This is a genomic window from Chryseobacterium amylolyticum (genome assembly GCF_051011775.1).
In the GTDB taxonomy this organism is placed as follows: Bacteria; Bacteroidota; Bacteroidia; order Flavobacteriales; family Weeksellaceae; genus Chryseobacterium.
This window is the reverse complement of record NZ_JBPCHX010000001.1, coordinates 165,489-179,186: the sequence shown is the minus strand read 5'-3', so window position 1 is coordinate 179,186 and position 13,698 is coordinate 165,489. Positions and strand designations below refer to the sequence as shown.

15 protein-coding genes are annotated in these 13,698 nt (G+C 36.0%); 6 read left to right on the top strand and 9 right to left on the bottom strand.

The features are described from left to right. Positions 1-115: 115 nt before the first annotated feature. Positions 116-562 (bottom strand): KTSC domain-containing protein, encoded by a 447-nt coding sequence (locus ACR1PO_RS00885; RefSeq protein ID WP_002979024.1) that lies wholly within the window; start codon positions 560-562, stop codon positions 116-118. Between the two features lie 162 nt (positions 563-724). After that, positions 725-1,489 (bottom strand): hypothetical protein, encoded by a 765-nt coding sequence (locus tag ACR1PO_RS00880; RefSeq protein ID WP_433985489.1) that lies wholly within the window; start codon positions 1,487-1,489, stop codon positions 725-727. A 279-nt stretch (positions 1,490-1,768) separates the two neighbouring features. Between ACR1PO_RS00880 and ACR1PO_RS00875 the strand changes: the two genes are divergently transcribed. Next, a complete protein-coding gene (locus ACR1PO_RS00875) occupies positions 1,769-4,234 on the top strand; it encodes an SEL1-like repeat protein (RefSeq protein ID WP_433985488.1) in 2,466 nt (821 codons plus the stop codon). Positions 4,235-4,538: 304 nt separating this feature from the next. Here the strand turns inward: ACR1PO_RS00875 and ACR1PO_RS00870 are convergent, their stop codons facing one another. The 7 genes from ACR1PO_RS00870 to ACR1PO_RS00840 form a co-directional block, all read right to left on the bottom strand. Beyond that, the gene (locus tag ACR1PO_RS00870; RefSeq protein ID WP_433985487.1) at positions 4,539-5,183 is read right to left on the bottom strand and encodes a DUF2306 domain-containing protein; all 645 of its coding nucleotides are present in this window, start codon (positions 5,181-5,183) and stop codon (positions 4,539-4,541) included. A gap of 59 nt (positions 5,184-5,242) precedes the next feature. After that, positions 5,243-5,824: a GDP-mannose pyrophosphatase NudK gene (nudK, locus tag ACR1PO_RS00865; protein WP_433985486.1), complete on the bottom strand. Its 582-nt coding sequence runs from the start codon at positions 5,822-5,824 to the stop codon at positions 5,243-5,245. Positions 5,825-5,890: 66 nt separating this feature from the next. Continuing rightward, a complete protein-coding gene (locus ACR1PO_RS00860) occupies positions 5,891-6,796 on the bottom strand; it encodes a TIGR01777 family oxidoreductase (protein ID WP_433985485.1) in 906 nt (301 codons plus the stop codon). A gap of 22 nt (positions 6,797-6,818) precedes the next feature. After that, entirely contained in the window at positions 6,819-7,163 is a 345-nt protein-coding gene (locus ACR1PO_RS00855; RefSeq protein WP_002979039.1) for a hypothetical protein, read from the bottom strand. Between the two features lie 5 nt (positions 7,164-7,168). After that, on the bottom strand, positions 7,169-7,762 hold the full coding sequence (locus ACR1PO_RS00850) for an HPP family protein (protein ID WP_433985484.1): 594 nt from the start codon (positions 7,760-7,762) through the stop codon (positions 7,169-7,171). A 10-nt stretch (positions 7,763-7,772) separates the two neighbouring features. After that, positions 7,773-8,669, bottom strand: a complete 897-nt coding sequence (locus ACR1PO_RS00845) for an arginase family protein (protein ID WP_433985483.1) — start codon at positions 8,667-8,669, stop codon at positions 7,773-7,775. A 331-nt stretch (positions 8,670-9,000) separates the two neighbouring features. Continuing rightward, positions 9,001-9,381 carry a helix-turn-helix domain-containing protein gene (locus tag ACR1PO_RS00840; RefSeq protein WP_433985482.1) on the bottom strand — a complete coding sequence of 127 codons (381 nt, stop codon included), beginning with the start codon at positions 9,379-9,381 and terminating at the stop codon, positions 9,001-9,003. A 352-nt stretch (positions 9,382-9,733) separates the two neighbouring features. Here ACR1PO_RS00840 and ACR1PO_RS00835 point away from each other — a divergent pair, with 352 nt between their 5' ends. The 5 genes from ACR1PO_RS00835 to ACR1PO_RS00815 all read left to right on the top strand — a co-directional run bounded on the left by ACR1PO_RS00835 (position 9,734) and on the right by ACR1PO_RS00815 (position 13,677). After that, on the top strand, positions 9,734-10,066 hold the full coding sequence (locus ACR1PO_RS00835) for a single-stranded DNA-binding protein (protein ID WP_332386569.1): 333 nt from the start codon (positions 9,734-9,736) through the stop codon (positions 10,064-10,066). A 14-nt stretch (positions 10,067-10,080) separates the two neighbouring features. Then, a complete protein-coding gene (locus ACR1PO_RS00830; RefSeq protein ID WP_433985481.1) occupies positions 10,081-10,536 on the top strand; it encodes an HRDC domain-containing protein in 456 nt (151 codons plus the stop codon). Positions 10,537-10,658: 122 nt separating this feature from the next. Beyond that, a complete protein-coding gene (hisS, locus tag ACR1PO_RS00825) occupies positions 10,659-12,029 on the top strand; it encodes a histidine--tRNA ligase (RefSeq protein WP_332386572.1) in 1,371 nt (456 codons plus the stop codon). 142 nt (positions 12,030-12,171) lie between these two features. After that, a complete protein-coding gene (locus ACR1PO_RS00820; protein ID WP_433985480.1) occupies positions 12,172-12,972 on the top strand; it encodes a PH domain-containing protein in 801 nt (266 codons plus the stop codon). 15 nt (positions 12,973-12,987) lie between these two features. Then, positions 12,988-13,677 (top strand): GNAT family N-acetyltransferase, encoded by a 690-nt coding sequence (locus tag ACR1PO_RS00815; protein WP_433985479.1) that lies wholly within the window; start codon positions 12,988-12,990, stop codon positions 13,675-13,677. The last annotated feature ends 21 nt before the right edge of the window (positions 13,678-13,698 follow it).

The following is a 13,698-nucleotide window of genomic DNA, read 5'->3' as shown; positions in this document are numbered from 1 at the left end:
ATAGGAGCGGGCTTTAGCCCGCTTAATTCTATAACATTCATTATTTGGCTTTAGCCAAAACATAAAAAAAGCTTTCAGCATATGCTGAAAGCTCTTCTATATTATAATACAAAAACTAATCTGCCATAACCTCTCCGGACTTTCTGTAAACAAAGTTTCCGTAGATGTGTCTTCTTGCAAAACGGCTTGGGGAATCAGCATTGATCATTTTGATATAGGTATTTTTGGGAACACCCATATATTCGTAGATATTGCCGTTCAGATGTTGTACTGTTAAAATCGATTTTTCAAGATAGAAATCCTGGATATTGGATTTTGTAATTGTTTCCGTATATTCTTCTTTATATTTTTCCTGAGTTTCCGGATTGATACTTACCAAAAAATGATAAGCTTCAATAACAGACTTGCTCTTTTCTTCCGCTTCCTGCTTTCCTGCTTCATCATTAATGAATTTATCAGGATGGGTGTCTTTCATCACATTTCTGTAAATGGTCTTCAATTCTTTTAAAGTAACATTTTTATCTACTCCAAGAAGCGTTCTGTGCTCACCAATTTTTTTCATATCTCTAATCCTTATTTTCGGGGTGCAAAATTACGGATTTAAATCTGATAAACCATAACTTATTCATTATTAATTTATTTGAGTCTCAACCGGAAACAATTTTACAACAGAAAACAGCACCCGGTATAAGTGCTGTCTTAGTATAATATTAAATCTTAATTCTTATGGTTCATCACAGGTTCTTTTCAGTTTTGTAAAGATTTTGTCAAAATCTTTGTAGGAAGTTCCTTCATCATCACGTTTCTGTCTGAAACTGCTGTTGGCACAGTTGTGAAACCCCAGCCCTATCATATCGATCAAAGCGTAATCTTCTCTTTGAGGATCATTCATTTTAGCATCAAATCTAGCCATTACGCCTTTAGGATCCGCATTATTTTTACTTTTAAGCTCAGTATACATTCTCCATGCAGCATACATCTTTTCTCTGTCCGGAGAAGAGATCGCATCAATCTGTTCTTTGCAGGTATCGTAGTATTTACTGTTTTTAAGGGTTGAAGGATCAGAATAAGCAATAATTTCTTCCTTATTCAACTGGTATTCGTTTTCAAAAGACTGGATGGTTTCTTCCTGAAGTTTTTTCCATCTTGGAAGATCAATAACCTGTATGCTGTACAGCTCCTTTTTCTTTTCCTGATATTGTTTTTCAAGCTCCTCTAAATAAGCTTCTCTGTTCTGACGGATTTCTTCAAGCTGGGAAAGCTTAAAAACGGGACGGGTATCAAAAACAACGCCGTTAAACTGGTACAAAAGCTTGTTCACTCCGTCTATTTCTTCCTTTTTATATTTAGCCGGATCAAAGTAGCCTTTATTGTCACAATTGAAAGTCTGATAGCTGTAGGGTGTCAGATTATTTGTTTTTGCAGGAGATTTTTGTCCCCATATAGTAATGGATAAGGCCATTGTAAGCCCGATCATCATTTTTTTCATGTACATACGTTGTTGAAAGAATCCGAATTTTCTGAATTTCAGTGCAAAATTAAGGCTTTAAATTCAAAATCTAAAGAATTAAATAGATTTTCTCAATTGATTTTGCAATTTTTATACAGATTTTGTAGAACAGTTTTCATTTGGTTTTTTTATTTTGCATATTATTTGCTCTTAAATCCCGTCATAGCAATGGATACAGAGAAAATGTAACATGCAATGATAAAACAAAGTAGTAATAATAATCTGAGGTTAGATAAACTGATTGTAATCTTATCAATAATGGCACATCGTATTTACACCTATAATATCGATTCAGAAACGAAAAACGAATATCCCAATTATTTAGGCGAATGGAATTACGAAATTCCTGAGCTGCTGATCCCTCTGTTTGCCGGCAATCCAAGATCAAAAGGGAAGCTTTTATATTTCGATAAAGAGGAAGGAATTTCAAGGCTCAGAATGTTTTACCAGCTGTTGGCTGATCATTATCAGCTGCACTATAAAAAAGTATGGTATGAGCCGGTGAATAAGATGTTTGAATTACTGGAAGCGCTTCCTTACGATACTTTTGTGATGGATGCAGCAGATGTATTCAATATGAATGAAGAAAGCCATAAAAACCAGGCAAAAGATTGGGTGCTGGAAATTCAGGAAAAAAACAAGCTCTATGAAAAGGCAGTAGAAGATCAGAATTTAAAATGGCTTGAAGGAGAAGTTTTTGCAGGACACGGCTATAATTCCTTTTTAACATTACTGGAAACAGATTGGATTGAATATGGCTTAGGGTATTGGAATGAAGAATTGTATAAAAATCCTTCCGAAACCTTTGAAGAAAATGGGTTTTGGGGATTGAAGGATAAAAAAGGACAGGTTATTGTCCCGGCAGTTTATGAAGAGATTTTCGCTTTTAGTAATGAAGGAACTGCTGTAGCGCAGAAAAACGGAAAATTCGGATACCTTGGAAATGATGGCAGGCTAATGGTGGATTGCCTTTATGAGGAAGCATTTGATACTCTTTCAATAGAAGAAAAAGAATATGGAATTGTACAAATGGACGGAAAATCCGGACTGATTGATATAAAAGCGAATACTCTTGTTATTCCCTGTGAATATGATGACCTGGAACTGCTGATGTACAAGGGACTGTTTAATGCTCAAAAAGAGGGACGTTATCGGGTTATTGATATACTGAACAGACAGATCGCTGCTGATCATTCAGAAACAGCTTTCGGCTATGAATACCCTGATCTTATCTACCGTAGACAGCAGGGAACATCTAAAAGAGCATATTACACCCTGGAAGGGATCTGCCTGGGAGAATATCCTGAAGATACCGTTGAACAGATAGCAAATGGATATTACCGGATAAAACCGAATAAATTCCAGAAGAAAATAAGCCTTATAAAACCAGATGGGAGCTTTCTGGATGAGGATGCTGATCAAATAATGGTATTCAGGGAGTATGGATACACTGCTTTTGCCTACAGGAAAGATAAAAAATGGCATCTTTACGATACTGAGCATGAATTATTCAGACTGGTAAATGAGGCTATTGTCAATATTCAGATGGGAGGGTTTTATCACTTGATGAAAGATGTTTTTATACTATCAGATCAAACAGGAACAGGACTGTATGACGCAGCTAATGACCGTTGGTTTTTACCTTTATCTGAAAACCATTTGAAAATTGAAATCTGCAGCTATGAAATCTTTCGTATAACCACTCCAGAAGGTATGTACTACTATGATCAGAAAACGGATTTTAAAAGCCCTGTCTATGATTATATTTGTGAGGGAATAGGTTATGATGCAGAACTGCTTTGCCTTTTCAAAGGAAATGAAATGTGTCTTCTGGACGAAGACAGAACAATCCGTCAGATTTCAGATTTTAATATGGGGGCTTTATACGAAAAGCGGTACAACCTGCGTGGAAAAGATCAGAAATACTTTACTGACTTTTATAAGAGATGGACTGAAAAGACTGGCTCCGGATATGAGATCTATTTTGATAATGATACGCTCAAATCTCAGGCAGCAGAGCATCAGAATAATGGAAATATCAGAGAAGCAATACGCCTTTTTACCATTGGAGCAGAGCGCGGTAATGCTGATATGATGACAGAGCTTGGATTTATTTATACGGATGACAGTATTGCGGAGTTTTATGATCTTCAAAAGGGACTTGATTTTTATGAAAAAGCTGCTGAGAAAGATCAGCGGTATGCGTGGAATAATCTTGGCTATCACTATCAGAACGGTATCGGATTGCCTCAGGATATCATAAAGGCTGCAGAGTGCTATGAGAAAGCTGCAGCATTAGGTAATGGTCTCGCTTTTGAGAATCTGGGGCATCTGTATTTTTATGGTGAACATGTGGAGAAAAATCATGATCTGGCATTGGAATACTATAAAAAAGCAGAAAAGAAATTCCAGTTCAATGATGAAAATATATCTGAAATATACTATCAGAAAGAAGATTATGACAACCTTCAGCGGTATATAAGAAAAGATTACAACAGCACCTATTCAAATATTTATTACGGAATTATGTATGATCACGGATTAGGTGTAAAACAAAACATAAAGAAGGCGGTTAGCCATTATGAAAAAGCTTTGGAATATTCAACCTATTTCTACGCACTGGAAAGACTTCTGTATTACTACAAAGAGGACCCAGCTTTTGCAGACCCTGAAAAATACAGACAATGGAAAATCTATGGAGAGGAAAATGATATGGGAATGTAAAAACTAAGGCCGGATAATTTCAAATCATTAAGATTCAAAAAAAGCCAAAAGGATAACTCTTGTAGACGATTGCTTTTTCAGATTTAAAATAATAGATTTACATAAATTAATAAAACATCCATGATATATTACGTTTTCCTTCTTTGTATTCTCGCTGTTTTTGCAGGCATTTCTTCCCTGATTATGCGTTTTTTCGGTAAATGGACTAAGAAGAGTAAATACGAAATGGTATTTAATACTTTAATATTCATTGTTTCATTCTTTCTGATTTCATCTTTCAGCATTTATATTTTTCTGTCAAATCTTAATTTTTCCCGATAACAGAGATTTTTTTTCTGAGCATTACATAAGCAATAAAAAGATTGATCAAAAGAGCAGCCCAGACATTCAATCCATAAAAGAGCTCATAATCATGGCGGGTTTCATTGTACAGCAGATTTTTTATGATTCTGAAAGTAATTGCAGTGGTGGTTACTGCGTAGCTTAAAATCATATACATTTTATGCCTGCTTATATTTCCTTTTTTTACCGAAATCACAGCGGCAATGGTAAAATATGCCCAAAGCACATCCTGGATCAGAAATCCTGTAATCCCGATAAGACCTCCGTTTGAAAACAATCCCAGAACGAAACAGGCAGGAACATTAATGATCAGAATATTATAGACATATATTTTACCAACGTTCTTATGAAGGTTTCTGCTTTCCGCTAAAAGCCGGCCGGAAAACTGAGTAAGACCGGCCAGAAGGCAAAGTGTTATGGAAAAAATATGGATATAGAAAAAAAACATCCAGTACGGATTGTTGACAACCTGTTGTTTAAAGACCAGAAACCCGGTATTTTTATCAAAAGAAGTGTATTGGGAAATCACTTTCAGCATCAGGATACTGAAAAGGAAGATTAAAAATAAAGCTGCAGCTTTAAGGATTTTTATTCCCAAAGATTTCATAGATAAACTTTTCCGAATAAGATTAAATCTAACCTTAATATCAATTGTCAATCATTATTTTACATAATTCCTTTCAACCGTAAGTGCTGAAGAAGCATGATTGTTTTAGCATCTTTGATCTCTCCGTTATCAATCATTTCCAGGCTTTTTTCAAAAGAAAGTTCCAGTACCTGTATATTTTCACCTTCTTCTTCCAATCCGCCGCCATCATTTATTTTCATTTCATTCGAATATTCTGCGATAAAAAAGTAGAGGATTTCAGTCACGGATCCCGGTGACATATAGGCTTCAAATACTTTTTCTACTTTGGAAATCTTATATCCGATTTCTTCTTCGGTTTCCCGTTTTATACAATCTTCAGGATTATCATTATCCAGAAGTCCGGCGCAGGCTTCAATAAGCATTCCTGTGGGATTTCCGTTGATATAAGTAGGCAGCCGGAATTGTTTTGTAAGGATTACCGTGTTTGAAGATTTGTTATAAAGAAGGATCACCGCCCCGTTTCCGCGGTCATAAGCTTCTCTGCTTTGAGTTTCTGTAGTTCCATCCTTTTTGCGGACAGAAAAAGTTACTTTATTTAATGTGTACCAGTTGTCTGATAAAATTTCAGTTGTAAGGATGGTAATATCAGGATTTTGCATAAGTAATTTTCTATGTTGTAATAATAGGTTTAAATGGTTTATTTTGAATGTAATATTGTTATTCAGTTACTTCTTTAATACATCTTTCAAAGCCTCTTCCAGATCAGGAAACTTAAAATGAAACCCCGCATCCATAATCTTCTGTGAAGAAGCTCGGGAGCCTTCAAGTATAGCGGCAGCCAGTTCGCCAAATATCAGTTTTAAAACAAATCCGGGAACATTGGGCATCCATAATGGCTTGCCAAGTACTTTCGCAATCTTGTTTGTAAGTTCTTTATTAGTGGCATGCTGTGGAGAAACAGCATTGTAAGCACCTTCAATAGCAGGGTTTTTCAAAGCAAATCCATAAATAGAGCAAATATCCTCAATATGGATCCAGGGCATATACTGTTTGCCGTTTCCCAAAGGAGAGCCGATATAATATTGAACCGGAGGAACCATTTTCTTTAGCGCTCCGTCTTTTTCGGAGAGAACTACTGCTGTCCGTATTTTGACAACTCTTTCTGCCAGTTCCTGTTCTTTAAAATCATCTGCAGCCCTTTCCCATAAAACAACTACTTCACTTAAAAAATCATTACCGGGAGGATCAGTTTCCACATAAATTTTTTCTGAAGTTTTTGTACCATAGAAATTAATTCCTGAAGCAGAAATAAAAGATTTTAATTTAATCCTGTTTTTTCTTAAAGTGGTCCGAAGCAGTTCCGCAGAATCAACGCGACTGGAGATGAGTTCTCTTTTTCTTTCCGGTGTCCAGCGCTTTTCTGAAATGTTGGCTCCCGCCAGATGGATGATGTGGGAAACATTGTCAAAGGCAGTTTCATCTATAGTTCCTTTTTTAATGTCCCATTCATATTCGTTTTCATGCTTCCTGTTTCTGGTCAGAAACCTGATTTCATAGTCTCTACCTATCTTTTTGGCCAGTTCTTTGGCAATCATACCACCGGCTCCGGTAATCAGAACAACTTCTTTCATAATAATATTGTTAAGGTGTGGTTTATGCCTGATTTTTTACAATCAGTACAAAGTCATCTTCCAGCAGTTTATAACCGTAATCATAAATAAACTTGTATTCAGAACCGTTTTTATAGACTTTCAGATTGGTAAAATAATCAAAATCAAAACCTAAGCCATCCAGCCGGGATTTGGGTACTTTTGTTTTACCGTCTGTATTAATCTCCATAAGGATGCGGTAATTTTTGCGGAGCTTGTTGTTCACATTCCGCATCAGATTATTAGAATCCTTATTCTGCTTATTGTTATAGGCGTTCCGGCAGGCGTCGTTACAGAACTTTTTATCAGACCTTCCGATGATTTTTTCGCCACATTCCAGGCAATTCATGATCTTTATTTTAGGTGATGTGTATGTCTTTTTTTTAGCAGTTTTTTAAACCTGCTGTGAGTAGGGTAGCTTCTGTTGGGGGTGATATTATTAAAGAACAAAGCCACAAGCAGAAGGATGATGCATCCTGAAAGAACAGGGGAGACTACATACCAATACCCTAATTCAGGGATTTTTCCCGTAGAGCTTACGGCAATCAGGGCGGTAGCACCACCAGGCGGGTGCAGTGTCTTTGTATATTGCATCAGCACAATCGAGAAAGCCACTGCCAGAGGTGCCGAAATCCAGATGGTATGCGGAACAAACTGGTATACAGTAACTCCTACCAGTGCTGACAGGACATGCCCGCCAATAAGGTTTCTGGGCTGTGCCAACGGACTTTGGATGGCCCCGTAAATAAGAACACTTGATGCTCCGAAAGAACCGATCAGGAAAATATTTTCAGTTTCGGCCAGTGAATGAGACTGGATAAATGCAATCATCCCGATCCCAAAAAACGCACCTAAAAATGACCAGAAATGTTCTTTATAATCAACAAGCGTTTCTTTATAGATTACGTATTTTGAAACTCTGAATGTTCTTTTTATGCTCTTCTTCATTTAGTCTTCTTTATTTTTTTATAATTTGAATTAAATTTTCTACAAATGGCCGGGTATAAATCCCGTCTTTATCATCATCAGGATTCAGAATAGTAATTTCAATTCCTAAGCATAGCGGATTTTCAATCAAAGGTTCCAGTATTTCCTTTAGATCATCATAACCGATTCCGTCTTCCATTCTGCTGTCTACAGCCGGCATAATCTCATCTTTCAGAACATCCACATCAAAATGAATGAAAAAACCGTCGAGCTTTTTTTCTTCAACCATTTTCAAGAAATCTTCAGCAGTATTTCTAAAGCCTTTGCTTCTGAGTTGATAAAGATCAAAATAATGAATTCCTGAATTGATAATCTGGCTGACATATTCTTCATCATCTGTTTCGGCGTTTCCGCAGCAGAAAACATGTTCTTCAGCGATATAGGGTTTTAAACCATTAATATTGGTTAGCTTTTCAGGGCCTCTTCCCGTAATAATGGCGAGATCCATGCCCGCAATGCCGCCGGTTTCAGAAAGTTCAGGTGGAATAAAATCTGTATGACCATCCAGGTAAAAAATACCGAAGTTTCCCAGTTTTTTCAGCGCGACAGCATTTCCGATCAGGATACTGCAGTCGCCACCCAAAATGATGTTGAAGCTATTCTTTTCGTAATGGCTTATAATACAGTCAGCCTGGTTTTGAGCATATTCAATAATCTGTTCTGCATTTCTGACTTTTAATTCTTCATCAAATTGCATGGAATACTCCGGAGCTTCGAGCCTGAAAACGTTTTTAGGATTAATTCTTTTATGAAAATCAAATTTCCTGAGCCAGTCCGGAAGTTTCCGAACGCCGGGCTCTGTCTCGTGTTCCTTTTTTGTAAGTCCCAGATTGAGAGGAAACTCAAAAATATTGATGTTCCTTATCATAAAAGAATTTTCACAAAGATACGGAATTATCCGTTTGCAAATGGATAGGCAGGTGATTCTGTATTATATAATGCTCCATGTTTGAAAAACTCAAATCCACTACTGTTTTGTTTCCACTTCAATTTTAAAACTTTTCCTGATTCGTATATTTTGTTATTAATAAATTCATTGAAGATCCTGAAGAGCGTCGTTCTCTTCTTAAAAAAGCAGGAAATAGAGCAAAACAATACAATCCAATGGAATTAAGCATATACTAAAAAAACATCTCTAAAAAGATGTTTTTTTAGTAATTGAATTTATTGTAATCTATCAAAAATTGTTTTTAAGCTTTCTATTTTTTCAGTCTTTCGATTTCCTCTTTAAGCAGACTGATATATTCCTGCATCGTTTTAATGATTTCTATGCTTAATTCATTGCTGATATTTGTAAAGTTGCTATTGTCGTCTCCGCTGTTATTAGCATTTACAGAAGATCCGGGACTGTCATTAAATACAGGATTCTCAATGATGAATTTTACTTCATCTTCTTCGTAGATTTCCTCAACAGGAACCGATAAAAATTGGGCAAGTTTGTTCCATTCTGTCTGTGTAATAGATACAGCACCACTTTCTTTTCTGCTATAATTGGAGACATCAGTAGGGATTATTTCAGCCATTTGCTGCTGGGTAAAGCCCTTCATCTTTCTTACTGTACGGAGTTTTTCTTTTTGCATATCAGACATTTTTACAAATTTGCAAAAAAAAAATTAAATTAAATAGAAAAAAAAGCCCTGTTAATACATCTGTTTTTCTATGTTTTTGAATGAAGAAAAATATTTTTAGATCAGCTTTATTTCATTGATTTTTTAATGGAATACCAGAGATTTATGTCTTTTGATCCTGATAGATCTTGCTTCATATAGAACGCTTTTTTGTTTTAATATTCGTTTACAAACGACTACAAACGGATTTAAATAGTTTATAACCGACTGTACTATCAGAACATCGCAATCTTTGCAACAGAGATTTGAGAAAAACAGTGAACGTCTCTTATCTGAATTTATTAATCTTTAAAATATAAAAGTTATGTCACTAAGAAACAAAGTAACATTAATTGGTTACACAGGAAAAGAAGTTGAAATGGTAAACTTCGACAACGGAAATGTAAAAGCAAGCGTATCCTTAGCTACCAGTGATCATTACACAAATGCCAGAGGAGAAAAAGTAGAAGAAACGCAATGGCACAACCTTATTGCCTTTGGGAAAACAGCAGAAATCTTTGAAAAGTATGTTCCTAAAGGAAAAGAAATTGCCATAGAAGGAAAGCTTACCTACAGATCATATGATGACAAGGATGGGGTGAAGCGGTATATCACAGAAATTCGTGTAGACGAGATCCTGTTACTGGGAGGGAAATAACTCTAAAAACACAAATGATGAAAGTAAAAGTTTTTAACATCAGGCTTCCCGAGGAATTCCTTTACAAAGACCAGGAAATGCTGGATGATTTCCTGGAAGCCAACGAGATTATGAAAGTAGAAACGGCTTTTGTAAGTGAAGAGCGCTATTGGTCTGTAATATTGTATTTTGAAGACTTAAAGCCTGCAAAAAGTATAGTAAAAGAACCGAAGACAGTAAAATACTCTGCGGAAAGTGAAACCCTGAATAGGGATGAAGAAAAAATACTGGATGCTTTGAAGCTCTGGAGATCCGAGAAAGCAAAAGAACAGAATCTTCCTACTTATTTTATTGCCAGTAACAAAGAGCTGGTTTCTGTAGCCAAGTATAAACCTGCCAAAAAAGAAGAGTTGCTGGAGATTAAAGGGTTCGGGAAGCATAAGATCGAAAATTATGGTGAAGAAATTCTTGAGATTCTTGAAAGCATATGATTTTTTGAAATAATTGATAATACAACAAGAAAAGCCGGAGGAAGATTTTCTTCGGCTTTTTTATGCTGTGTAAAGTCCCTGCAATTCCTTACTTTTGCATTTATCAAAATGACATACAAGAAATGAAGCCAAGTTTAGCAAAAGGGACGAGAGATTTTACGGCACAGGAAGTTTCCAGAAGAAAATATATCATTAATATTTTACAGAATAATTTCGAATTATTCGGATTTCAGCCATTGGAAACTCCAAGTTTTGAAAACCTTTCTACACTCACAGGAAAATACGGAGAAGAAGGTGACCGCTTGATTTTTAAAATTTTAAATTCAAGTATCAATGAAGCAAAAGATGAGAAAAAGACTCAGATGCTTCATGATTTCCAAAGAGCATTGGAAAAACCATTCAGTGCGGAAAGCCTTACCGATAAAGCTCTTCGCTATGACCTTACCGTACCTTTTGCAAGATTTGTGGCTATGAACCATGGGAAACTGACCTTTCCATTCAAACGTTCGCAAATCCAACCGGTTTGGAGAGCAGACAGACCTCAGAAAGGAAGATTCAGAGAATTCTACCAGTGTGATGCAGATGTGGTGGGAAGTGAAAGTTTACTACAGGAAGTAGAGCTGGTTCAGTTATATTTAAAATCATTTGCTGATCTGAAAGTTCCTGTAACCATTCATATGAATAACAGGAAGATTCTTTCCGGTTTGGCAGAATATGCAGGAATCACAGATAAGCTGATTGATTTTACTGTAGCACTGGATAAGCTGGATAAAATCGGTAAAGACGGAGTGGTGAAAGAATTACTGGAAAGAGAAATTTCTCAGGAATCCATAGATAAATTAGACTTCTTATTCAGCCAGTCTGATGATGCACTGGAAAATCTTCTTCAGCTGAAGGAGAAATTTGCAGGAAACGAAATCGGGCTGAAAGGGGTAGAAGAACTGGAGTTTGTTCTTACACAGTCTCTTAATCTTGGAGTTGACATCCAAAACCTTGTATTCAATATTACGTTGGCCAGAGGTTTGGATTATTATACAGGAGCTATCTTTGAAGTGAAGGCAGATGAGGTTGCTATGGGATCCATCGGAGGAGGTGGAAGATATGATAACCTGACTGAAGTTTTTGGAGTGAAGAATATTCCGGGAATAGGAATTTCATTCGGATTAGACAGAATCTATTTGGTAATGGAAGAATTGAATCTTTTCCCTGAAGAAGCATCAGCTAAAATAAAATATCTGTTTGCTAACTTTGGAGGTGACGGAGTAACAGAAGCTTTAAAACTAATGATGCAGCTGAGAGCAAAAGGTATTTCAGCAGAACTGTATCCTGAAAATGCAAAAATCAACAAGCAGTTTACTTACGCAGAAAAGAAAGGCATAAAGAATCTTGTTTTCCTTGGTGAAGAAGAACTTAAAAATAATACAGTTACTTTTAAAGATCTGGAAGCCGGAGTACAGAAAACGGTTTCTTTAGAAGAGTTTTTAGGAGAATAATTTTTTTAATTATATAAAAAACAGAACAACTGCAAAATTACTTTTGTGGTTGTTTTTTTGATGGATGTTGAGAATTTAAATACTTTTGAATAAAAAAGAAATGACTAATAATTGTGCATTTTGTAAGGCAGAATTAACATCTATGGATACGCTTCTGGGAGCCAATACGCTTTCTGATGGCAATGTTTTATGCAACAAGTGCTTGAATATAGCAGCGAATATTAATGAAGAATTACTGTACAACCTGAATAAGTTCAGCATTGTTGATATCAGTAAAATTCTGAATAATGAAAAACCCGGATCTGCAGAGGATGCAGTAATCCCAAATCAGAATCTTCCTGTGCTGACGGACACTGATTCAGGCCAGATTTCAAGAGAAGTTTATAAAAGAAGACACCGCAAAATAAAGCAGGAACTGGAAAAACTGCGTGCCAACCTTTCTATCTTCACCAAAGGAGAGATCAAAGAACTTCCTTACCTGATTCCTGAAGATGAGCCCATTATTGCAATTACTGATGCTCAATTTGTCAATACGTTAGCTGCAGGAATATTAGTGGCAACATCCAGAAGATTGATTTCTGTTTCAAAATCGATGTTCGGAGCAGCAGAAATCAATAATTATCCCAATGAAACTATCAAAGCGGTAAGTTTTGTAACAGATCCCAGATCACCCATTATTAAACTGCATCTTGATGAAAAGATTGCAGAATTTGAATGTTTTATGGATAAGGAAGATGCAGAAAAATTCTATGATACGATAAAAACTTTCTATAATGCACCACAGAAATTGTCTCCTAAACAAACCTATACCGTAAGCAAAGGAGCTGTTTCATCGGAAGAGATTTTTAATCAGCTTGAAAAATTAGGAAAACTCAGAGAAAGCGGAATTTTAACCGATGCAGAATTTACAGAGCAAAAAAAGAAATTGCTGGAACAATTATAAAAAACTTTTAATATCATGAAGGATAAAGTATCAATCGTAGAAAACTGGCTTAAGGGATGGTGTTTATCAAGAGAAGTATCTTTTCCTGTTCAGTATAAATCAGGATTCAGAGTGATTGTAGGAGACGAAAAGCAAAAAGAACGTTTTGTATTTCCTGTACTTAATGAGGATTTTTTTCAGCTGGCCCACTCAATAAATGAGCCCTGGATTTATCTGAAAGTATCTACTGCACCTGAAGAATTTATAGAAAAAATTCCTGAAAGATGGGTACTGCAGCCACAAGGTTATATGATGACCTGTTTTCACCTGATGCATTTCAGGGAAATCAGTCTTGCAAAAGGATACCAGCTGGATTTTTCTGAATACAATACAACTTTTGTAGTCAGAATTGTAGCAGAAAATGGTGAACAGGCTTCCATAGGACGTGTTTCTCTTATAGATAATCTGGCTGTTTATGACAGGATTGTTACCGAAAAAGATCATCAGAGGAAAGGCCTTGCTACTTTTTTATTGAAAGAACTTGAGAAGATTGCTTTGTCAAAAGGATTTTCAAATAACCTTTTAGTGGCAACAGAAGAAGGAAAACTATTGTATGAAACCTTAGGCTGGAAGGTGTATTGCCTGCATACTTCCATTGTAATTCCCTCTCAAAGCCAGGTTCTCTCAAAAAACAGTAATTTAGATCTTAACTATAACTATAAATAAAAAATCAAAACCTTGTTAAAC